General features: G+C 42.8%; 16 protein-coding genes. 9 read left to right on the top strand and 7 right to left on the bottom strand.

Translation table 11 applies throughout. The annotated features are described in order from the left end of the window. Positions 1-4: 4 nt before the first annotated feature. Positions 5-1,720 (bottom strand): type IV-A pilus assembly ATPase PilB, encoded by a 1,716-nt coding sequence (gene pilB, locus NH399_RS06660; protein WP_253037924.1) that lies wholly within the window; start codon positions 1,718-1,720, stop codon positions 5-7. Between the two features lie 323 nt (positions 1,721-2,043). On the opposite strand from pilB, the gene NH399_RS06655 reads away from it, so the two are divergent. After that, positions 2,044-2,874: a hypothetical protein gene (locus tag NH399_RS06655; RefSeq protein WP_253037923.1), complete on the top strand. Its 831-nt coding sequence runs from the start codon at positions 2,044-2,046 to the stop codon at positions 2,872-2,874. On the opposite strand, the gene NH399_RS06650 is transcribed toward NH399_RS06655, so the two are convergent. The 5 genes from NH399_RS06650 to nadC form a co-directional block, all read right to left on the bottom strand. Beyond that, positions 2,871-3,506 (bottom strand): bifunctional 2-polyprenyl-6-hydroxyphenol methylase/3-demethylubiquinol 3-O-methyltransferase UbiG, encoded by a 636-nt coding sequence (locus tag NH399_RS06650; RefSeq protein ID WP_253037922.1) that lies wholly within the window; start codon positions 3,504-3,506, stop codon positions 2,871-2,873. The two genes, NH399_RS06655 and NH399_RS06650, sit on opposite strands and share 4 nt — an antisense overlap. After that, positions 3,490-4,347, bottom strand: coding sequence for a glycosyltransferase family 2 protein (locus tag NH399_RS06645; protein ID WP_253037921.1), 858 nt, complete (start codon positions 4,345-4,347; stop codon positions 3,490-3,492). Before NH399_RS06645 ends, NH399_RS06650 begins: the two co-directional genes overlap by 17 nt. After that, positions 4,340-6,268, bottom strand: a complete 1,929-nt coding sequence (locus NH399_RS06640) for a hypothetical protein (RefSeq protein WP_253037920.1) — start codon at positions 6,266-6,268, stop codon at positions 4,340-4,342. Before NH399_RS06640 ends, NH399_RS06645 begins: the two co-directional genes overlap by 8 nt. A 329-nt stretch (positions 6,269-6,597) precedes the next feature. Further along, entirely contained in the window at positions 6,598-7,014 is a 417-nt protein-coding gene (locus NH399_RS25425) for a pilin (protein ID WP_256489319.1), read from the bottom strand. A 446-nt stretch (positions 7,015-7,460) separates the two neighbouring features. Beyond that, entirely contained in the window at positions 7,461-8,330 is an 870-nt protein-coding gene (gene nadC, locus NH399_RS06625) for a carboxylating nicotinate-nucleotide diphosphorylase (RefSeq protein ID WP_253037919.1), read from the bottom strand. A 301-nt stretch (positions 8,331-8,631) separates the two neighbouring features. Between nadC and NH399_RS06620 the strand changes: the two genes are divergently transcribed. From NH399_RS06620 to NH399_RS25845, 8 genes are all read left to right on the top strand, one after another. Beyond that, positions 8,632-10,941: a DUF1631 family protein gene (locus NH399_RS06620; RefSeq protein WP_253037918.1), complete on the top strand. Its 2,310-nt coding sequence runs from the start codon at positions 8,632-8,634 to the stop codon at positions 10,939-10,941. Positions 10,942-11,029: 88 nt separating this feature from the next. Then, on the top strand, positions 11,030-11,584 hold the full coding sequence (gene ampD, locus NH399_RS06615) for a 1,6-anhydro-N-acetylmuramyl-L-alanine amidase AmpD (protein WP_253037917.1): 555 nt from the start codon (positions 11,030-11,032) through the stop codon (positions 11,582-11,584). A 53-nt stretch (positions 11,585-11,637) separates the two neighbouring features. After that, positions 11,638-12,426 carry a regulatory signaling modulator protein AmpE gene (gene ampE, locus NH399_RS06610; RefSeq protein WP_253037916.1) on the top strand — a complete coding sequence of 263 codons (789 nt, stop codon included), beginning with the start codon at positions 11,638-11,640 and terminating at the stop codon, positions 12,424-12,426. A gap of 696 nt (positions 12,427-13,122) precedes the next feature. Then, entirely contained in the window at positions 13,123-15,804 is a 2,682-nt protein-coding gene (gene aceE / locus NH399_RS06605; RefSeq protein WP_253037915.1) for a pyruvate dehydrogenase (acetyl-transferring), homodimeric type, read from the top strand. Positions 15,805-15,827: 23 nt separating this feature from the next. Beyond that, a complete protein-coding gene (gene aceF, locus NH399_RS06600; RefSeq protein ID WP_253037914.1) occupies positions 15,828-17,423 on the top strand; it encodes a dihydrolipoyllysine-residue acetyltransferase in 1,596 nt (531 codons plus the stop codon). Positions 17,424-17,648: 225 nt separating this feature from the next. Continuing rightward, on the top strand, positions 17,649-19,073 hold the full coding sequence (gene lpdA, locus NH399_RS06595) for a dihydrolipoyl dehydrogenase (RefSeq protein ID WP_253037913.1): 1,425 nt from the start codon (positions 17,649-17,651) through the stop codon (positions 19,071-19,073). A gap of 116 nt (positions 19,074-19,189) precedes the next feature. Continuing rightward, complete coding sequence (locus NH399_RS06590) at positions 19,190-21,082, top strand: GGDEF domain-containing protein (protein ID WP_253037912.1); 1,893 nt, start codon at positions 19,190-19,192, stop codon at positions 21,080-21,082. A gap of 43 nt (positions 21,083-21,125) precedes the next feature. Beyond that, positions 21,126-22,781 (top strand): HDOD domain-containing protein, encoded by a 1,656-nt coding sequence (locus tag NH399_RS25845; protein ID WP_253037911.1) that lies wholly within the window; start codon positions 21,126-21,128, stop codon positions 22,779-22,781. On the opposite strand, the gene NH399_RS06580 is transcribed toward NH399_RS25845, so the two are convergent. Next, positions 22,773-23,705 (bottom strand): DMT family transporter, encoded by a 933-nt coding sequence (locus NH399_RS06580; RefSeq protein WP_253037910.1) that lies wholly within the window; start codon positions 23,703-23,705, stop codon positions 22,773-22,775. The two genes, NH399_RS25845 and NH399_RS06580, sit on opposite strands and share 9 nt — an antisense overlap. Positions 23,706-23,733: the final 28 nt, after the last annotated feature.

Genomic DNA, 23,733 nt, shown 5'->3' with positions numbered 1-23,733 from the left:
TAAATTAATCCTGTGTTACGCGATTAATTTCCGCCAGAGAAGTTACTCCCTGTTCCACCTTCAGGAGCCCTGATTGATGTAAATCGTTCACGCCATCTTTTTGTGCTTGGTCGGCAATATCGATTGCATTGCCACCACCCATAATAATGCGGCCCATTTCTTCGGAAACCGGCATTACCTGATAAATGCCAACCCTTCCTTTATACCCGTTTGTACATTGATCACAACCAACTGGTTCAAAAATTTCGAATTTTCCAATGCGTTCTTTGTCAAAGCCATATTTAATTTGCGCTTCTTCTGGAATATCGACAGGTTTTTTGCAGTGCTGGCACAATCGTCGCGCCAAGCGCTGTGCAATTACCAAATTAACACTGGTTGCTATGTTGAAGGGTTGAACGCCCATATTCACCAAACGAGTTAATGTTTCTGGGCCACTGTTTGTGTGCAGAGTCGACAGTACCATGTGACCTGTTTGAGCCGCTTTAATAGCAATTTCGGCGGTTTCGAGGTCTCGAATCTCACCCACGAGAATGACATCCGGATCCTGACGCAGAAAGGCCCGCAGAACGGATGAAAAGTCCATACCCGCTTTGGGATTCACGTTAACCTGATTGATACCCGCTAAGTTAATCTCTACTGGGTCTTCCGCTGTGGATATATTTCGCTCTGGTGAATTCAACATATTCACACCGGTGTAAAGCGAAACCGTTTTACCACTACCGGTTGGACCTGTTACCAGAATCATGCCTTGTGGTTTAAATAGCGCGTCTTCAAACAATTGGCGCTGAAAATCTTCGTAACCAAGTACTTCAATGCCTAGCATGGCACTGGAAGGATCCAAGATACGCATTACGATCTTTTCACCAAATAGGGTTGGTAGTGTACTTACACGAAAGTCGATGGCTTTGTTTTTAGAAAGCTTTAGTTTGATACGACCATCTTGCGGCACACGACGCTCCGAGATGTCTAAGCGTGACATAACTTTTAAGCGAGCAGCAATTCTTCCTGATAAATTTGAAGGAGGGCTAGATACTTCGTGTAAAATGCCGTCGATACGAAAGCGCACTCGATAGGACTTTTCGTAAGGCTCAAAATGAAGATCCGATGCGCCTTTTTTAATCGCATCAAGGAGAATTTTATTGACGAAGCGCACAATGGGCGCATCGTCGGCACCCGCCGCGTCATTGTCGTCACTGGGATCTGTCTCGCCACTGTCGACGTCAATATTTTCGAGATCGGCGTCGTCAAAGTCAGCCAAACTTTCGTTTTCACGTTCATCCAGAACTTTGTCGATAAACTCTTGAAGTTTATTGTCTTCAACTAAAACTGCTTCTACTGTCAATTTGCTGTGAAATTGGAACTCATCAAGTGCAACCAGGTTGGTTGGATCAGATACTGCAACAAATAATCGTTTACCCCTTTTGTATAAGGGGAGTGCATGGTGCTTCAGGATAAGTTTTTCTTCTACGGTTCCTTTGGGAATTTGCTCGTAGTCGATAGAACTGAGATCAAATAAAGGAACACCAAATTCATTAGAAACAAGAGAGGCTAATTGATAGGGTTCCATATACCCCTTTTCAGTGAGGTATGTGACAAATGACTGACTATTTTTTTGAGCTTCGCTTGCAGCATCCATCGCTTCACTTTCTGTAAGTAAGCGTTCGCTGACTAAACGTTTTGCCAAACCACTCAATGACACATTCTCTTGTGGTGTTACCATACTGCCCTCGAGCCAAAATTGTAAGTAATTTCCGTAAGTTATAGCATTTTTTAACGAATTTCCATTAAAAATACCTAGCTTCGTTATTATTCTAGTCAAAGAACGAAGGATTAGGTAATTTAGAGGCCAAAAATCGTTATATCTTTAGGCAGTTATCGTATTTTTCTAAACAACAGACTGCACTTTCAGCATGCAATTCGAGCTGCACCTTCTTAATTGCATTATATGATCGGTTGCTATGCAAAACTGTTACTCTTGCCCATTTTACAATATGATTAAGGCAACTTATTGAAAATAAAGCCTTAACCTACATGAGCAAATCAATGTCAGCGGTAAAAACAGTCATGTTTTTGTTGGGTGCTGCGTTTATTATTTGGCTGTTAGTGCAAAATTGGTCCGTTATTGTTGAGTACAGTCAATCTATTCATGTCGGATGGATGTTGTTTGCTTTATTGGTAGGCGGGTTATCTAATTTTTTATTGGCCGTTTTTTTCTCTAATATCTTAAAAAAGCACTCCACTCAGAGCTATTTGGTCAAAGATGGAATACGCGCCTACATCAATAGCCAGCCAGTGAAGTACATTCCTGGCAAAATATGGCAGTTCTTATTTCAGAGCTTCTATGTTTCAGAGAGTCATAATAAGACACGTGTATTTCTCGTTAATATCGAGTTTATGCTCGTACTTGTGGCATTTGTGGGAGGGCTATCTGGTTGCTTGCTGTTTTATGCTCGTGACTCCTTTTTATTTATTTTGAGCTTTATTAGCCTGATATTGGTCGGTGCAGGATATACCTTCGTTTCCTTGCGTATGTCTGCGGACATTAAAACCTCTTGGCAGCTTACTTTGCTGGCATTGGTCGCTAGCGCAGGGTATTTAACTGCGATTTACTTTTATTTTTATGCTTGGGATCTTTCGATTGCTGCTGGTATGACCGAGTTGGTCGGACTGTCGGGCATTAGTTGGGCGGCAGGTATTCTTTCTTTTGTGTTTCCTGCTGGCTTAGGCGTTAAAGAATGGGTGTTTATTTATCTGCCATCCATCATCAACATAGACATTAATTATTCTTTGCTGGTTTCTTATATTTTATTCATGAGGATATGGCAGATCATTTATGAATTAGTGTCAGTTCTTGTTTATCGTTTGTTTCGTTAATCATTTGTGGGAGGATTAACTTCCCATAAAACAATACTCCAAGGAATCGGTGTTCGTGCTGCATTAATCTTTCCGTAGCGAGAAAGCAAACGTTTGAAGCCACTGGTACTCCAATGATTGAGGTGGCCGGGAGTGTTGCCTAGATGAGATACATACTTTAGACGACATAGGTTTAAAAAACACCACAACGGCTCTCTTGGAACAGAGGTTAACACCCACCGAGCACTGACTCTGGAGAGTTCTTCGAGCGCTTTCGAAAAATCATCAAGATGTTCCAGTACTTCAAGGCAAACTACCAGATCAAATTGGTTATCCTCATAGTGCAGGTTATAAACCGAGTCTTGTTTTACCTGAATTGATGGATTTCTGCGTTGTGCACTTTCGACCAGTCTGGGTTCCAACTCGCAGGCTTCAAAGAAGCTCTCTGATTTAAGGCTTCTGTGTATTTTCTGTGTACTTATGCCTTCGCCGCAACCGACTTCAAGACAGCTTAAAGGCGCAGCGATTTTAATCAATTCATCGATATGCTGATAAAAGTTATCAATCAACCAGGTGCCGATCTTTCCTGACTGTTCATATTTTCCAATATAATCAATGTCAGTATTCAGTGATTGTTTATTTTCTTCGTTCATCGTATTGCAAGCTATTAATTTGTTCCGAAACCAGGCCAATCAAGAACACAATGACGGCAGAAACAATGAGCAACACCGTCATGTTAGTGAATCGACCACTAGTTGTTAGCGTGTAGATATAGTTAGTTAACCCTGCAATAAACATCATCATACTGATAGGGGTAAACAGTTTTAGTGGTGAGTAGAGTGTGCCGATCTTGAATATGATAATAATAAATCGAAAGCCATCTTTTAGTAAATTAATATGGCTTTTTCCAATTCTATCTTCCGTTTTAATAGGAACATAGCGAATGGAATAACCGGCTCTAAAGAAAGCCATGGTAATGGTTGTAGGGTATGAGAAGCCATTAGGCAACAGGTGTAAAAAAGAACAGAATTTTTCTGTTTTAACCAGTCTTAGGCCAGATGTTAGATCTTCTATCTTGTGCTCAACGATTTTAGACGATAACCAATTATAAAATTTGTTAGCTAACAGCCGCCCAAGGCTCGCCTGTGACTTATTGTCTCTTGCACCAACTATCATATCCGTGTTGTCATCAATATGGTCTATTAACTTCTTAACATCGGACACTCTGTGTTGGCTGTCTGCGTCCATAAAGAGTATATATTCTGTTGTTACTGTTCGTGCAGCTGTCTTAATCGCGGCTCCATTACCTTTAGAGTAGGGGTGAGTTGCTACGCCCACACCATGTTTTTCACAGATTTCTGGTGTGTTATCGGTAGAACCATCATTGACAACTAATATACTGACGTTTGGTAGCTCATTGGTTAGTTGTGGTAGGAGTTTATCCAAACTGATGGCTTCGTTTTTAGCTGGGATAGCAATCGTTATGTTATCCATTGGAGACTTCCTCCATCGCTGTTTTTTTACTAATAACCGACATCGCTTCCTCGATTTCTTTTTGATATTGGAGATGAACATCGGCCTTTTTTGAGCGGTTTAAATATTCTGCTGCTTCTTCGAGCCGATCATTCGAAAGATATAGCACAGCTAGTTTTAATGTAAAGAAGGGATCTTGAGGGGCAAATTTTAAAGCCTTAAGTAGTTGTTGCTCACTCTCTATCAAGTTCTTTTCAATATTTAACAAGAAATCGGCATAAAGAGTATGCAGCTTTGCCTTGTTCTTTGGTATTGAGTTGCTGTTTTTTAATGCTGTCCTATAGATTGCGTCCATGTACTCACTGGGTACTGTACATTTTTTTTGCAATACACAAAGAGTAAGCCCTTGTAAAAAATTATAAGTGCTTGCTCGTATGGTTTTGTTTTCCAGACGTTCAAGTAGAGGGTCTATTTCGCTAGAAGTGATTGTTTTTCCTGCAATACTAAATAGGAATAGATTACCAAAATAACCAGAGCCAGAGGCTTCATAGCTTTGAGTTGAACGATCAAAATAGTATTGGGCTTGTTCGAACATTAGTTGATCTCGTTCTAGTTCAAAAAACCTCATATAGATTCGTCCTAATTCATAATTTGCTCGCTCTGAATTGGGATGTGCATCAACATCGGTTATTGCTAATGAGAATTTGTCTTGGTAGGGCAGAATTCGAATGTAGCTAAAAGAGGCTATAACAATAATAACCGAGGTAAGTAATAGGTAGGGCTTTAGTTTGTATCGTTCGTTCAGCCATTCAAACAATCCCAATACGCCTAAAATAAGTCCTATTGAAGCAAGGTAATTGCGGTGTTCGAAGATGAGTTCGAGCGGCAAAAACGTTGACTCAATAATATGACAAGTCAAAAACCAGAGTACAAGAAAGCTAAATAAAGAGGAGCGATTTTCTTGACGCTGACAATAGATAGCTATGGCGAAAAGTGCTGTAACTGATAGTAGCGTTGTGATGGGGGTCAATAGTGATCTAGAAATGACAAAGTCATCATGGTAGATACTAAAATCCGTTGAAGCTGGGTTTATAAAAAGATAGATGTAATAAAATAAAGCTCTGGCTTCAGAAAGTAGCCTTTCTGTGAGAGAAAAGTCTCTATAAGCGTAGTTATTATTGAGCCAATCAAGTTGAGATGCCAATAAAGACATCATGACTATTACAATCAGAAGTGACAGGGGCGTTAGTAATTTATCTGCCAGTCTGGAGAGGAACTGTGGCGCATGTTCAAACCGAAAAGCGAATCTTTCTATAAGTATGATCAAGGCTATAACAATAATGCCATTCTCTTTTGAGAATAGCGCTAGGAGAGTACTTATCAAAATACCTGACAAAGCCAGATAGAGCTTTGTTCGATTAAATCCATGGAGCCTGGCGTAAACATAAATGTTTAACCCAACTAAAACAAAGAAACTGCTCAAGGAGTTCATTCGTTGAACTATATAAACAACGTTTGTTATGTTAATTGGATGAAGAAGCCAGATTGTTGTTATAAAAAAGGCAGAAAAATTCTGAGACTTTGTCTTTACTGGGAAATAGGGCGTTTTAAATAGAGCCTGTACTAAATAAAAAACTAATAAACCGTTTAGTATATGTATGATTAAATTTACAAGCTTGAAAGGATAAGTGTCGTATTCAGTAAATAGGATGTTAATGGCAAAGCTAGCATAGCTAATGGGTCTTTTAAGCGGCCCTGAATCGCCAGAGTAAGCTGCTGAAACTAAGTTCTCAGCGTTAAAAGTCTCCATTTTTAGAGATTTGTTTTGAACTATATTTACAAAGTCATCAAATAGGAAACTTCCATCTAGACTAGGTAGATAACAGATATATGTTAGTAGAGATGCAACTATTAGGTAAAAGAGAGCTATGTGTTTTTTCATCTATTTATGAATTCGTTTTAATAAAAATACTAGTAACAAAGTAGTAAGCTTCATATAAATACTAAGTCGAGTTAATTCAAAGCTTGATAAAGTTTTTAACTATTGGATTGTATAGAAGAATTGGGTGTTCACCTCCTTGTCATTTCAGGTAGTCTATTGCAAAACTTAAAGCAGTGCTTAATAGATTTTAATAAGGCTAAGAGCATTTGCACATTAACATACGCTGCATAAGCATTCTTTTAAAGCTGCATTTGAGAAAGCGTATATTATTTATGGCAAAAAAAAAGCTCTGATATATCAGAGCTTTTTTTGTATCTGCTTACCAGATATTATCGGCAAGTAGCTGGTAAGTATTTAGCAGAGCTACTTGAAGTACAAGCCCAAGTTACAACACCGTTATTATTACGAGTAGGTGTCAAAGTGATAGTAACATCTGAATCAGAACCTAAATCAGCTTGGGTACCAGTTACTGTAACAACACCAGCTGCAGAGACCGTACCTGAGCTAACGTATGCACCTTCAGTTGGGATGGTCAGACCTGTACCAGAACCTGCCAATGTGCCTTCGGCTTGAGCAAATTCACTAACAGCTGTTTTTGCGTTAGCTGCAGCAAGAAGCAATTCTGAGACTTTAGCGCGAACTGTGTAATCCTGGTAAGCAGGAAGTGCTACCGCAGCCAAAATACCGATGATTGCAACAACGATCATTAATTCGATAAGAGTAAAACCTGCACTCGCTTTTTTCATGTTTCATATCTCCAGTAGAGTTAAAGTTTGAAGTTTCTTGGCTAAGGTAGTCGCAAGCGACATGCCAACTTTCTTTGTGTAACTCAGATTTTACTCTAACTCTTTGATAATTATATTTTTATTTTTGTGAGCAAAGTCTTAGTTATTACACAATGTTATTACCTGCGATGGTCACTATGACACATAGAGTCACTTTTAGTGTGACAATTTGTGTCAGTTTACACAGTGAGTGACACATTTGGGCGATCAAAGAGTTCTTTCACCATAGAATAATTGACGCTAATTCTCCACCCGTTATTGAAGATTTCGCGTGCTAATTCTAGGAATATTGATCAACAGAATGAAAACTAGACGATTTGTTGATGAGTAGATGGAATTGTCGCTCAAAAGATAAACAAAAGGGGCACCTTGGCCCCTTTGGATTGAATCGCTACAGATGTAGGAGATTACTCTGCAAGTAGGGCTACGCGCATGCTCAGATCAATGGCTCGTATGTGTTTGGTGAGGGCGCCTACAGAGATAAAGTCGACACCTGTTGCCGCAACAGCGGCCAGCTCGTCGTCAGTGATGTTGCCTGAAGCTTCAAGTTTTACAGCATTTTGATGCAACTTTGCCATTTCGACGGCTTTTTTCATGTCTTCAATAGAGAAGTTATCTAACATGATGACATCTGCGCCGACATCCAGAGCCTCGGTAAGTTCTGTAAAGTTCTCTGTTTCGACTTCGACTTTTCTATTGGGGTGGTTTTTGCGCGCTAATGTAATGGCCGCAGTGATGCCACCGCAGGTCGCAATGTGATTTTCTTTAATAAGAAACGCGTCAAACAATCCAATGCGATGATTGTATCCACCACCTACGGTCACTGCGTATTTTTGGGCCATACGCAGTCCTGGAATGGTTTTTCGAGTATCCAGCAATTGACAATGAGTGTCTTTTATTTGCTCTACGTAAGTGCTTACTGTCGTTGCAGTGCCTGATAACGACTGCAAGAAGTTCATTGCTGTTCGCTCTGCCGTGAGAATAGCTCGAGCAGAACCCTCAATGTCGAGTAGTTTGGTATTGGCGCTAACCTGCTCGCCTTCTTCTACGTGCCATTGTAGCTCCGTAGTTGGGGCTAACTGCCGGAAAACTTCTTCAACCCAGGCTTTGCCGCAAACAATGGTTGGCTCGCGGCTGATAAGTGTCGCTTGTGCCTTGGTTACGGCGGGTATCAGTTCGGCAGTAATGTCTACTCCGTCGCTGGAGCCCAAGTCTTCTGCGAGTGCAAGCAGGGTGGTTTCTGTAATGTATTGCTTAAATTCGGGTGACTGATACATCGAAGATCTCCGGCGGAGGCTGGTTCTATCAAAAGCGCGCTATTTTAAGGGGGTTACTAGAGAAATAAAACGTAAAATTATCTAACTTGGAGATTTGCGTGGCTTTTTGATGATAATTACCACCAAATGCCTCTTAAAGCGCCTTTTATCTGTGCAACAATTAGTGTAAAACAGTGACTAAGCAGTATAAAATTTAGTTAAAGTGTGAACATTGTCACTCTAAACTGACATATTAGTTGTCTATTCTATGAGATAATGTTTGTCGTATTGTCTGCAACAGTTTCAAGTCGAGGTTGTTTTCGTGAGCGAAGAGCCACATGTTGTTCGCCTATCTGCTACATCAAGTTCATCAGTTAAGAGCGGCCACAGTACATTGTCTAACATAATACAGCAAGTCCGAGAGCAGGCTAGTCAAGGGCTCGAAACCCGCTTGAATAAAATGTTAGATACCGCAGATGATCGTTTATTTGATATGGCTGATAAGTCGAATGAAGTGATTTTCTTTCACTCCATGAGAATGATTCGTATTAAACGAAAAGGACTTATCAACTCATTTCGTCAAGAAATTTCCTCCGCATTTCAAAGCAACCTCACAGACCAGTCTGTAGAGTCTCCTACTGGAGACAACGTAGAAAGCTTTTCGTTGGACAATATTGCCCTGGTCAAAGATGATGATCTAGAAGAAGATTTGGCAATTGAAGGTATGATAGCCAAGGCCAGAGCGGCCAATGTAGATGCTTTACGTCATCTTGAAACTCGCCTTGATACTTTGTGTGTGACAGTTTCCGTTAACGAAAACAGCAACCCTATTGATCCTAAGGCTATCTGCGAAGCGTTTCGTATCAGTGTTCAAGTTCTAGACTTGGACATTGAGTCATTACTTATTATTTTTAAGTTGTTTGAGCGCTGTGTCATTGAGCAGCTTGACGAAGTTTATAGCGATATTAATGAGCTGCTTGCTGAGAAAGGCGTATTACCGGATTTACATAAACGTCGACCAAAACCAAAGAAGCAGGCTTCACGATCAGAAAATAACGCGAATGCTGATGAGCAATCGTTTGATGATCCTGATTTTGTTCAGCCCCAAGAGCAGGGGAATGGACAAGATGGTGTGCGTGACGAAGTCTTCTATATGTTACGTGATCTGTTGTCTTCTCAGAAATCGCCAGCACTTGCAAGAGGGCGACCTTCCGTTGATACATCTCAATTAGTTGGTGCTCTTAATTCTTTACAGCAACAAGCGCATATTGCTGGAGACTTTACGGCGCCGCAAGAGATACGACAGGCCATCGGAGGACTATTACCTACGGTTCAGGGTACGGTTCATGCCGGTGTTGTTGGCAATGTGAACGATGATGTTATTGATATTGTGACTATGTTGTTCGATTTTATATTGGAAGATCGAAACCTGCATAACGATATCAAAGCTATATTGGCCCGCTTACAGATTCCTATGCTCAAGATCGGTCTGGTTGACCGTGAGTTTTTCAGTCGCCGCAATCACCCTGCACGCCGTTTGTTGAATCTATTGGCTCAAGCGGGCATTGGCTGGCAGCCGGGTGCATCAGCAAACAGCGACATATTGTTAGCCAAAGTAACCAATGCTGTAGAAAGAGTGGTTACAGAATTTCAAGATGACATGGGGCTATTCGAAGAGTTATGTCAGGAATTCGAATCGTTCCAGCGCACCGATAGCCGCCGTTCGGGGATTCTCGAAAAGCGCGTCCGTGAAACAGAAGAAGGCAAAGCAAGAGCAGAAAGCGCTCGTAAGGCAGTGAACGAAGAAATCAAGCGAGTGTGCCACCGTCGTGTCATTGCCGCTCCTGTTAAGGCAATTTTAAAAGAAGCCTGGACCAATGTTCTATTTATTGAGAGCTTAAAGCGTGATTCTCACGATGGGTGGGATAAAGCTGTGAAGGTTGCTGAGTTCTTGGTTTGGAGTGTGCAACCTAAGAAAACAGAAGATGCTCGTAATAAGCTTCGAAAAATCATGCCTAGTTTAATTAAAAACCTAAAACTAGGAATGGATAAAATTTCTTTCAGTACCTTCCGAGCTTCTCAACTACTGAGTGAGTTGGAAGAGTGTCATCGTAAAGTCTTAGAAATTTCTAAACAGCGACTATCTTCGCAAGCGATTGAGAGCCCCGCTAATTCCGAACAGAAGCAGTTGGCTGCTCAAGAACATAAAGCGGTTGCACAAGAAATTGGTGAAACGGCAACCGAACAAACTCTTGAAGAGCTGACTTTAGCGTCGCAGCAGCCTACCGTGGGAGTGGCGCAAGAAAGAGAAAGCTGGTTGGATGTTGGCGAAGAGGTTAACGAATCAGATCCTGTGTACCAACAGGTGGATCAGATTCAAGCGGGTGCCTGGGTAGAAATTTGCCGAGAAGGGGATGAGCGCCAGCGTTGTAAATTGGCGGCCTACATTGCCTCGTCACAAAAGTACATATTTGTTAATCGTGCTGGCGTTAAAATTACGGAAGTGAGTCGTGAACAGCTCGCCGCAGCCTTTAAGAATGAAACCATTGTGTTGCTTGATGATGCGGCTTTATTTGATCGTGCATTGGAATCCGTAATTACCAATTTGCGTTCTATGAAATCTGATCCGTAGTTAAGAAGCCGTTTCGGTTGTTGCATTAGCCAAGCTAATCGCTATATTCTTCGTGCCTGTGTATCAACAAGCTGATAGCGAGTTAATTTTGTCATTAACAGTATCTAATGGATGGCTTACCAACGTTCGTCATTGTCTTTCTTCTCATTTCAATCAGCGACCTGCCGAGGTAGTTATCGATCTGCTTGTTATCCATAATATAAGTTTACCTCCGGCACAATTCGGAGGAGGGCATATAGAAGCATTTTTTCAAGGACGCTTGGATACAAGTGTTCATCCTTTTTTTGAAACCATAAAAGATCTGCGTGTCTCCAGTCATTTTTTAGTCATGCGTACTGGTGAAGTATTGCAGTTTGTCTCTTGTGATGACAGAGCCTGGCATGCAGGTGTCTCTGAGTGGCAAGGCCAAGAAAACTGTAATGATTTTTCCATTGGTATTGAGCTTGAGGGGACAGATGATATCCCCTACGAAGAAGTGCAATATCAATCTTTAGCCAGCTTAACAAAAACATTGATGTTGGCGTATCCACAAATAACGCCTGAGAGAATCGTGGGTCATAGCGATATTGCCCCCGAAAGAAAAACCGATCCTGGGCCTGCCTTCAACTGGTCGTACTTTCGACGTCTTTTAGACGGTGAATAAATCACGTAGTATGCTGCCCATTATGAACAGAGTTTGATAATGGAGCAGATAGAATGACGTTACTGGTTTTGGTGATCGTTTTGGTCGTGGAGTATTATTGGTCGCCACTCACTCATTATCGTCAACATTCCTGGATTTCACGTTATGCTAATGAGTTTTCTGCCAAGCTGACAAAAACCTTTGATGTTCCCGCTTACTTTGTTGTTGCCATTGTTTTGGCTTCTCCGCTTTTCTTAGTGTGGTTGCTGTTAGATAACCATCACAGCTTGTTAAGTTCGTTATTTGAATTACTCATCGAAATCGTTTTACTCAGTTGGTGCTTAGGACCGACGGCTTTATTTAATCGATCAAAGTATGGTGAGGTTCTTGAGAATAACGCGAACTTCTTTGGTGGGCAGATTGAACAAAATGACAACAGCTCACTACTGCTTTATGGGCATGTTGGTTACATCGCGCCAATTTTTTGGTTTTTACTGGCCGGACCAGTCGCCGTTTTAGCCTATAGATTGATGTCTGTTGTAGCTTTGACTGAAAAGCCAATGATAGAATCGGCGCAAATCTCATGGTGGCAGAAACTGTTCCACATTGCTGATTGGCTTCCTGGCCGTCTAACAACATTGTTGTTTTTGTTGGCGGGAAACTTTATTGCTGGGTTTAGTGTTTATTCCAAGAAAGCACTGGATGCCAGTATCAAAAGTTGTGAACTCATTATCGATGTTGGCCAACAGGTGTTACCAAACGCACAGGATGACTCCTCTTCTTTAACAGAAGTGAGTGCATTAATTGAGCGCAGTTTAATTCTGTTAATGACTTTTGTGGCTCTCAGCAGTTTGTTTTCTTAAGCATCAGCAAACAAAGGTTCTCGCTCTACAAAAAGATCTGTTCGAAGGTTATAGCTTAATCTTATATGTGAGCCATGTAGCTTTGGTGCTTTAACTGGTACGTCCTTTCTTTTGCCCCTACCTTTGTTATGATAGCCGCGTTTGGTTCAGACCGATAAGGTGTCTGCTCCATCATAGTCCCAAATTGTAATTTGGCAGTGTTATTCGCGTAACTGGGGATTATAGTCTTTACTTGTGTAAACAAAGCAGTTTACAGCCATTTCGCCCACGTTTGGGGATCTTTGCTAGCAGGATTGGCTTTATCGAGTTTTTCTTGAGCGAAATGGCTGCAATCTGGTGTTCTTTTGTAAATGAACAACTATGTTTGCGATGGTTAATTGATAAGCATTTTGCTTGGCTAATTACCCAAAGTATTTCAAGGTGCAGCCAATAACGCTGCTCCTTGAAAGGCGACGGGCATAAGTGACAACTGGGTAAACAATGGTAATCTCGAGGTGACATCTTTGCTTTGAGATATTTTTTTGTGTTTATTCGTTTTTTATTATCACACTCAGGACTTATTGGCCTTATATCATGCTTATCGAGTTTGTGTTGGTTTTGCTGACTCGGTCATACCCGCCTTTGATACGGCGCGGATATTGAGCGGGTAACGCTGACAGCGTTGGTAAAATATAAAATTAAAGAGGAAAGCTATCCATGGCGGTTGATCTGAAACATGACGTAGATCCAGTCGAAACGCAAGAATGGTTAGATGCACTAGAAGCTGTACTTGAAGAAGAAGGTGTCGAAAGAGCGCATCATTTATTAGAACGATTGATCGACAAAGCTCGTCGCTCTGGAGCGCATTTGCCTTATGACGCTACGACGGCCTATTTAAATACCATTCCACCTTCGCAAGAAGCGCACATTCCTGGTGATCAAGAAATGGAGCAACGGTTACGCTCTATCATCCGCTGGAACGCGATCGCCATTGTGCTTAAGGCAACCAAAAAAGATTTAGAGCTGGGCGGGCATTTATCAAGCTTTGCTTCTGCTGCGACTCTATACGATGTCGGTTTCAATCACTTCTTCCGTGGCGCAAATCCTGATTTTGGTGGCGACCTGGTTTACTTCCAGGGACACTCTTCTCCAGGTATCTATGCTCGCGCCTTTTTGGAAGGACGCTTGTCAGAAGAGAAACTAGGCAACTTCCGTCAAGAAACCGCAGGCCCAGAGCATGGCCTTTCGTCTTATCCTCACCCTTGGTTGATGCCTGATTTCTGGCAATTCCCAACCGTATCTATGGGTCTTGGGCCGATTAGTGCCATCTACCAAGCTCGATTCTTAAAGTATCTTGAGAATCGTGGTCTTGCCGATACTAAAGGTCGTAAAGTCTGGGCCTTTATGGGTGATGGCGAGATGGATGAGCCAGAATCATTAGGTGCTATTTCTTTGGCGGGTCGCGAAAAACTCGACAACCTTATCTTTGTTGTGAATTGTAATTTACAACGTTTAGATGGTCCTGTTCGCGGTAACGGTAAAATCATCCAGGAGCTGGAAGGTGATTTCCGTGGTGCGGGTTGGAACGTTATTAAAGTCATCTGGGGACGTTACTGGGATCCTCTGATTGCGCGTGATACCGAAGGCTTATTGCTCAATACCATGGAAGAAACTGTCGATGGTGAGTACCAAAACTATAAAGCCAAAGGTGGTCGCTTTACCCGTGATTATTTCTTTGGCAAACATCCTAAGTTGCTGGAGATGGTTGCGAATATGTCTGATCAAGACATCTGGCGTTTAAACCGTGGCGGGCATGATCCAAGTAAGGTTTACGCCGCCTACCATGCAGCAACAACCCATAATGGTCAGCCAACGGTTATTCTTGCCAAAACCGTCAAAGGTTACGGCATGGGCGACAGTGGTGAAGGGAAAAACATTTCTCACCAGGTTAAAAAGATGAACGTAGAGGCATTAAAGCAATTCCGTGATCGCTTTAATGTTCCGATCCCTGATGAGCAGTTAGAAGATGTGCCACTGTATCACCCCGGTGAAGACAGCCCAGAAATAAAATATCTAAAAGAGCGTCGTAAAGCATTAGGCGGATATCTGCCAGCTCGACGTGCACAGTCTGAGTCATTAGATATTCCTCCTCTGAAAGCTTTTGATGCGGTAATGAAAGGCTCAGGCGACAGAGAAATTTCTACGACTATGGCGTTTGTTCGCGTTCTAAATACTTTGTTGAAAGACAAAAAAATGGGCGAGCGTATTGTTCCGATTGTTCCCGACGAAGCGCGAACCTTCGGTATGGAAGGCATGTTCCGTCAATATGGTATTTACTCTTCGGTTGGTCAGCTTTATGAACCTGTAGATTCTGATCAGGTGATGTACTATCGCGAAGATAAGAAAGGTCAGATCCTGGAAGAAGGTATTAACGAAGCCGGGGCTTTCTCGAGTTGGATTGCCGCTGCAACCAGTTATTCAACCAATGATTTACCCATGGTGCCTTTCTACATTTACTACTCTATGTTTGGTTTCCAGCGTATTGGTGATCTGGCATGGATGGCGGGTGATATGCAGGCCCGTGGTTTCTTGATTGGTGCGACCGCTGGGCGTACTACCTTGAACGGTGAAGGCCTACAACATCAGGATGGGCATAGCCACATACTGGCATCGACCATTCCTAACTGTATCAGTTACGAGCCAACTTACGCTTACGAGCTGGCATTGATCATTCGCGATGGTATGCGTCGCATGTACGAAGACCAGGAAAACGTTTTCTACTACCTCACGACCATGAACGAAAACTATGTTCAGCCAGAAATGCCTGATGGTGCCGAAGAAGGCATTATTAAAGGTATGTATCTGCTCAAACAGGGCGGCGAAAACAAAGGTAAGGCAAAAGCAAAACGCGTTCAGCTGTTAGGTTCTGGAACCATCTTGCGAGAAGTCGAAGCCGCTGCTGAATTACTGCGCGATGACTGGGGCGTTGAGTCCGATATCTGGAGCGTAACCAGCTTTAATGAACTGCGCCGTGATGGTCTGGAAGCCGAACGTCAGAATCTGATGAACCCAGAAGCAGAACCGCAGAAAGCTTTCGTTACCCAGTGCCTGGAAGGTCATCAAGGACCTGTCATTGCATCAACGGATCACATGAAAGCTTACGCTGATCAAATTCGAACCTGGGTGCCTGGACATTATCGAGTACTAGGAACCGACGGTTTTGGTCGCTCTGATAGTCGGGAAAATCTACGCCGATTCTTTGAAGTTGATCGTTATTACGTAACCGTAGCTGCGTTGCAGTCATTAGCTAATGAGGGCGTACTAAAAGCCAGTCAGGTGACTGAAGCGCTTAAGAAGTACAATATCGATGTTAATAAGCCTAATCCGCTGACGGTATAAACAAGAAGATTACGGAGAAAATCGTGGCGAATTTAGTTGAAATTAAAGTTCCTGATATTGGTGATGTAGCTGATGTCGACGTAATCGAAGTATTAGTGGCGGTTGGCGATGAAATCGAAAAAGAAGCCGCTCTAATTACTTTAGAAACAGATAAGGCAACAATGGAAGTGCCGGCTTCGCAAGGCGGAGTCGTCAAAGAATTAAAAGTGAAAGTTGGCGACAAAGTGTCGCAAGGCTCGGTGATTTTAGTGGTTGAAGAAACCACTGCCGAAACAGCGACGACCAGTGCTGAGCCTGCTCCTGCTGCAAGCCCTACAACAGATGCGAGCGAATCGGCAGGTGCAGAAGAAGACATCATCATTCCAGACATTGGTGATGCGGCTGATGTTGATGTTATTGAAGTCTCTCTTGCCGCTGGTGATAGTTTTGCCAAAGACGACACTTTGATAGTGCTTGAAACTGAAAAAGCCACTATGGAAGTGCCTGCTGCTAAAGCCGGTAAAGTAGTATCGCTCAGCGTTAAAGTGGGTGATAAGGTGAATGCGGGTGATGTGATTGGCCGCATGCAGGTGAGTGCTGCCGAAGCCGCTCCTGCGCCAGCAAAAGCCCCTGCGCCTGCGCCGACACCATCAGCGCCTGCTCCTGCTTCAGTGCCTTCAACCAAAGTGGCACCTGTGCCGGATTATCCAAGTCAGCGCCGGTCTCGTGGCGAAGGCGTCGTTCATGCCAGTCCGGCAGTGCGTCGCTTTGCTCGAGAGTTGGGTGTAGACATGACCAAAGTCAATGGAAGCGGCCCCAAAAATCGAATCCTTAAAGACGACATTCAAAAGTTTGTTAAATACGAACTATCGCGTCCTAAGGCAACGGCAGCGACTGGCTCCTTTGCTATGCCAGAAATGCCAGAGATTGATTTCAGCAAGTGGGGAGAAATCGAAGAGAAACCACTGTCTCGAATTCAAAAAATCAGTAGCGTTAACCTGCACAGAAACTGGATAACGATTCCTCATGTGACACAGCATGAGGATGCTGACATTACTGAGCTGGATGCCTTCCGCAAATCGATGAAAGAGGAAGCATTAAAACAGGGCGTACGATTAACACCATTGGCTTTTATCATGAAAGCTTTGGTCCATACGTTGAAAGCGTTTCCACGTTTTAATTCGTCGTTGGCGAATGACGGCGAAAACATCATTTTGAAAAAGTACTTCCATATTGGTGTCGCGGTTGATACGCCGGATGGACTTGTTGTTCCAGTCGTGCGCGATGTGGATCAAAAATCGGTTTATCAAATTGCTAACGAGTTGGGCGAGATGAGCGCCAAAGCGCGCGAAAAGAAACTAGGTGCTGATGCAATGCAAGGCAGTACCTTTACGATCTCTTCGCTGGGAGGCATTGGTGGTACTAGCTTTACACCCATTGTAGCCTGGCCAAATGTAGCCATTCTTGGTTTGTCACGCAATCAGATGAAGCCAGTGTGGAATGGTAAAGAGTTTGAACCACGCATGATGCTTCCTATGTCATTGTCGTATGACCATCGAGTGATTGATGGCGCTGACGCCGCACGCTTCTGTGTGCATTTAAGCCAGACGCTGGCTGATATTCGACGCGTCTTACTATAAATTTTGGAGCAGCTCCTCTGTTGTTACCGGGGCTGCGGCCACAACGCGCTGTACAATTGTATTTGTTTTAATCGATTTGCTTAAAGCTGTATAAATTTTAGCAATTCTGAACGTTTCTTTTGTACGGGAGGTCGCTTTGTGGTGAATAACGTTTGGGTTGTTAGCTCCGATGGGCTACAATTCGCACACTTTTTTGCTTTGCATTAGAACAGAATAGAGGGTCTCATGAGTAAAGGTGATATTCACGCGCAGGTACTGGTATTAGGTGCTGGACCTGGAGGCTATTCAGCTGCGTTTCGTGCTGCTGATCTGGGAATGGACGTAGTATTGGTTGAGCGTTACTCAACGTTGGGTGGTGTTTGTTTGAACGTGGGTTGTATCCCTTCGAAAGCACTGCTTCATACTGCAAAGGTAATTGATGAAGCCGAAGAAATGTCGGCTCACGGTGTAAGCTTTGGCAAGCCTGGTTTGGATATCGATAAAATCCGTGGCTACAAAGATGGTGTTGTTAGTCAGCTGACTAAAGGCTTGGCTGGCATGGCAAAAATGCGCAAAGTAAAAGTTGTGCAAGGATTTGGCCGTTTTACTTCTTCTAATACTCTGGAAGTAGAAGGCGACGGCGGCAAGCAGGTTGTTAGCTTTGACAATGCGATCATTGCAGCTGGCTCTCGAGTGGTTCAATTGCCGTTTTTACCAGAAGATCCTCGTATTATGGATTCTACTGGCGCGCTTGAGCTTAAAGACGTACCAGAAAAGCTATTAGTTATCGGTGGCGGTATCATCGGCCTGGAAATGGCGACTGTTTACCGTGCATTAGGTTCCAGTATTTCTATCGTAGAAATGTTTGACCAATTGGTTCCTGCAGCTGATAAAGACGTTGTTAAAGTATTGCAGAAGTTTGTTAGCAAGAAATACGAATCTATCATGCTTGAAACCAGCGTAACCAAAGTCGAAGCGAAAGACGATGGGTTATGGGTAACTTTCGAAGGCAAGAATGCCCCAGCGGAACCTCAGCGTTACGATCGTATTTTGTCAGCTGTGGGTCGTCGTCCAAACGGTGACTTGATTGATGCAGGCAAGGCCGGTGTTAACGTTGACGAACGTGGCTTTATCGCCGTCGACAAGCAGATGAGAACCAATGTTCCTCATATTTATGCGATTGGTGACTTAGTAGGTCAACCAATGCTTGCTCACAAAGCGGTTCATGAAGCTCATGTAGCAGCTGAAGTTATCAGCGGTAAAAAGCATTTCTTCGAGCCAAAATGTATTCCTTCTGTAGCTTATACTGATCCTGAGATTGCATGGGTTGGCCTGACAGAGAAAGAAGCAAAAGAAAAAGGCATCGATTACGAGTTAGGCACTTTCCCATGGGCTGCAAGCGGCCGTGCTATCGGTGTTGGTCGTACTGAGGGCTTCAGCAAAACGTTATACGACAAAGCTAATGGCCGTATTATTGGTGGTGCCGTTGTCGGTGTTAACGCAGGTGAGTTGATTGCTGAAGTAGCTCTGGCTATCGAAATGGGATGTGATGCTGAAGATATCGGCTTAACGATACACCCGCATCCAACGTTATCTGAGTCGATTGGATTTTCTGCTGAGGTTGTTGAAGGTACTTGTACTGATTTGCCACCAAAACGTAAGAAAAAATAAGCCAGATAGAGCTGTAGCCAGCTTAATAGGCTTTTAATCTTAGTAGAAAAGGCGCTTTCATAGCGCCTTTTTTTATATGCGCTATTATTATAAAAACGTCCCAGAAAATCGTTTTTATGTCCTGCTTTCGTCTGATAACAATCATATTACTCTGTAGTGGTATAACCCTAAGTGGTTACGCCGATGTAAGCGATGAGAAAATCAGGCTCTATGGATTGGATGGCGCCAAGTTGTCTGACTGGGAAGCGATACGACATCTTTCTTATCAAGATCCTTTCGAGGCGATTCGTACTGCCCGTGAGAAAGTCAAAACAACCGATCCCGAAGCTGTGTCAGAAGTTCTCTATGGCCAGTTGTTGATCGCATCCATCTATAACCATCTACATCAAACGGAAGAAGCCTTGGACTTTGTTAACGCGATGGCGGATAAGATTCACAAGGTATCCAGAAAAGTTTACCAAGGTGAATTCCTTGTCGCCAAAGCCCATGCAGAGATGCGCCAACAGAATTTGCGAGAAGCTTCTAACACAATGGATGAAGCGATTCGTATATTCGAGCATCTGGGAGCCAATGAGTCCATTGCTGGTGCTCATATTATCAAAGGAATGATTGTTAAACGCATCGGCAATACCGACGAAGCGATGGAGCACCTGTTGCGGGCTTATCACATGTTTCAAGAAATGAATAATGCCTTTGAAGTCGGCCACTCGACTGCTGTTATTGCCAATATCCACTTTGGCTCCGGCAAGTATACTAAAGCGCTCGAATATTATCTTGATGCCATGACTTATATTGATAAAGAAAAACACCAACATATCTTTTCTATTCTATCGCTAAATGTTGGGCTTTGTTATCTTGAGTTAAAAGAATTTCAAAAAGCCAAAGAAAGCTTCGATGCGGCTTTTGAAATCAGTTTGAAGCTAGACGACAAAGTTGGTTTGGCTTATGTGGTTTCGAAAATGGGAGATGTAGAGTACAGGCAGGGAAAAATTGAAGCGGCAATTAAAAGCTACGAAAAAGCTCTGGCTTACATAAAAGAGCATAATGATATTGAGCTTATTGTTACCAATCACATTGCTTTGGCAACGGCTTATGCTTCTCTTAAGCAGTTCACTCAGGCAGATAAGTATATCGATCATGCACTTGATGCTGCTCAATACGCGGTTGAAAACGCATCAATGTCCGAAGTGTATCTTCAGGCATCAAAACTTTATGAGCAGCAAGATAATTACAAGAAAGCCTTATCAACCTATAAAAAATATGTGTGGGTGATGGAAGAGAATCACCGGTTGGAGGATGAAGAGTCTTTATCGGAGCTGATGATGGAGTATGACTCTGATGCTAAGGCACAAAGGAATAAGATTCTCCAACAAGAAAATATGATCAAACAAAGCGAGATAGACCAAAAGGTGGTTCAGCAGAAATATTATCTGGCTATTATTGGCCTTTCGCTGCTTTTAGTTGTATGGATTCTCTTCAGCTTTTATCGTCAGATAAAAATTAATAAGCAGTTTCGTTCTCTTGCTTTGACAGACGACCTGACGGGAGCTCCTAACCGTCGCCATATCATGGAGTACGCGCGTCGCCAATTTAAAATGTCTAAAGAAACAGCCACTTCTCTTACTATTGCTATGTTGGATCTGGACCACTTTAAAAAACTGAATGATCAATATGGCCATGATATTGGTGATAAAGTTTTACAGGCATTTTATGAAGCTGTTAAAGATTCTATTCGTAGCGTTGATCGCGTTGGCCGGATGGGAGGAGAAGAATGGCTGATCGTTATGCCTGGGATTGCAAAAGATCAAATGTCCTTTGTGTTTCATCGTATTCGCAAGTTTGCTCACTCTCAAGTAATTGATGGTGTAGATGATGGCACTAAAATTAATTTTTCGATGGGTGTAGCACAGCTTCGAAGTGAAGACGATAATATTGGCCTGTTTATTAAAAGAGCTGACGATGCCCTTTATCGAGCAAAAGAAAACGGACGTAATCAGTGGTCCGCATAAATCAGCTGGCTTTGTTAACGACAAGGAACGATAGGAGCATTTAGTGTTTTATCATGATATCAACCCACAGGACTTACCATCTCCCGATCATCAGGCGTTGCAGATAATCGAATATTGCACTCATCCAGATGTTGATGCGGATGCACTGGCGCAAATTATATCGGCACATCCTTCACTCATGAGTGAGCTATTAAGTTTAGTTAACTCTTCCTTTTATGGTTTGCAGCAAGAGGTGGAGTCCGTTGCACATGCTATTGTCGTGATCGGTCATGAAGCCTTAAGAAATCTGGTCTTGTGTTTTGCCATGAAAAGTGCGTTTAACAATGCATCTATCGAGGGGTTTGATATTGAGCTTTTCTGGGAAGATTCTATTCGCCGTGCCGTTGTTGGTCGACTGGTTGCGCAACTAGTCGGGTACCCTCAGGATGAAGCCTTTACGGCGGGAATGTTGCTGGATATTGGCTTGTTAGCGTTGTTCATTGTTGAGCCAGAGAAAGCGGATCGTTGGCTGTTATTGAGAGCTAACTCTCCAGAGCAGCGTTACGAGATGGAAAAAGAATTGTTTAATATCACTCACGACGAAGTGGGAGTGATGTTAACTAAAAATTGGAAGCTACCAGAGAAATATCAACAAGCCATTGAGCTGCATCATAAGTTAGAAAGTAGCAGTCCTGCTTTGTGTTCTATCATGTGGATTGCTGACTGGTGTAATGCGTTATTTAGCGGTCACGATAAGGCGGATATTTTAGAGCGTTTAAAAAAAGAAGCGCAGCAATGGCAAAATATCGACTCTAAGCAGATTGAGGAACTACTGGATGTTTTACCTCAACAGGTGGATGAGGCGGCGCAAATTTTGCGTGTATCGGTTACGTCAAAAGAAGATCTCTCCTCTATTTTGTCCGTCGCCAATTTAAAACTGGTAGAAGATAATATCGGTTATCAGGAACTCACCTGGCGTTTGCAGAGAACCTTAAAAGAGCGTGACGAGTATTCTGAGAAGCTCAATCAGGAGTTGAATATCGCCCGTGAAATTCAGCAAAGTCTGCAACCTAAACTTGATGATGAGGAGGGGGTCGATGCTATTAACATTCCCGCGACTCACTTGTCTGGTGACTTTTACGACTATTTTTATCGGGATGATGGCCGTATCTGTTTTTGCCTGGGGGATGTATCGGGAAAAGGTGCTTATGCAGCTTTGTTAATGTCTAAGACCATTTCTTTGTTTCGTTGTATGTGTCGTGTCGATGATAATTTTGAAGAGATCGTCCAGCTTATCAATGATGAAATATGCGAAACATCGACGCGCGGATTATTTGTGACGCTGATTGCTGGCTGGTTAGATCCTGAGACGGGCGATATGCAAGTTATCAACGCTGGGCATTTACCTGGGATCATGGTGTCGTCAAAAGGCATCCAAAAAATTGATGCGATGGGGCCTCCTTTGGGAGTACTTGAAGGAGCAAGTTATGCATCCGAGCATTATCCCTTTCAGCGGGCTAAATTATTTCTATACACAGACGGCCTCACCGAGGCACATCTAAAAACAGGTGGAGAGTTAGGAGAAAAAGGCCTGCTACAGTGGTTATTAAAATCTATTAACCAAACCCTTGCTGAACAGATTGATTATGTTCAGCAACAATTTGATGAATTGATTGTTGAGCAAACGGATGATATTACGCTGATGGTGTTATCAGGATGATTTTTTCTTATTGTTTGCAATGGCTGTCATCATAGAACCAATCACCAATACAACTGCCCCTATCATACTGAGACTGTTAATAGGCTCTGGCTCCAGATAGTCTGGATAGAATACATTGGTTATTTGCATAAAGAGTAACGTAAGCAAAGGCGTTATGGCGAGGACTGCGCTAACCCTTGAAGCTTCCCAGTGCTCTAATGCTTCAGCAAAAGCGCCGTAGGCAACCAGAGTATTTAAGCCGCAAAAGAGCAATAAAGCCCAACCTACAGCATCCAGGGATGATATGACCTGAGGAGTAGACCCTGGTAGAAAGATGACAATGCCAGCAATATAAATGAAATACATGATGGCTTCGGATGAATAGACTTTGAGTAACTGCTTTTGGGCGAGTGCGTAGGCTGCCCATAGCACTGCAGCAATAATGATCAAAATGACACCATTAAAATAGTCGCCCTGAGCCTGCAATAATTCGTCCATTCTCTGATTAAAAAACAACGCCAAGCCCGTTAAAAACAGCCCTAATCCAAACCACTGACGTAACGAGAAGCTTTCTTTAAAGAAAAACAGCCCTCCCAAAAGCAATAGCAATGGAGCCAGCTGTATGACAACCTGCCCGCTCTCTGGCGTGATCATTGAGAGCCCATACATATAAGTTATATAGTTTGCTGTTAATCCGATCACTGCAATTACCATGAGTATGGCTATCGACTTGGAGCTTAATAAAGAAAGATCGGGCAATTGTTTTTTGTGTTTCAAAAAGGCACCAAGAAGCAAAGCAGCGATCAAAAATCGTAGCCAGGTAATGGTGACAGAATCCATGTATTGGAGCAGGCCCTTGAGTGCGATGGGCAGTAACCCCCATAAAATGGCAGTGAGCAACGAAAGTAATAAGCCGAGTTTCCAGCGACCGCTAGTTTGGTGCATATTAGGCAAAGAGGGGAGTCAATAATCG

This window comes from Pleionea sp. CnH1-48, from assembly GCF_024124665.1.
Lineage (GTDB): Bacteria > Pseudomonadota > Gammaproteobacteria > Enterobacterales > Kangiellaceae > JAMXSB01.
Note: the sequence above shows the minus strand (reverse complement) of the source record. Positions and strands in the feature narration are given on the sequence as shown.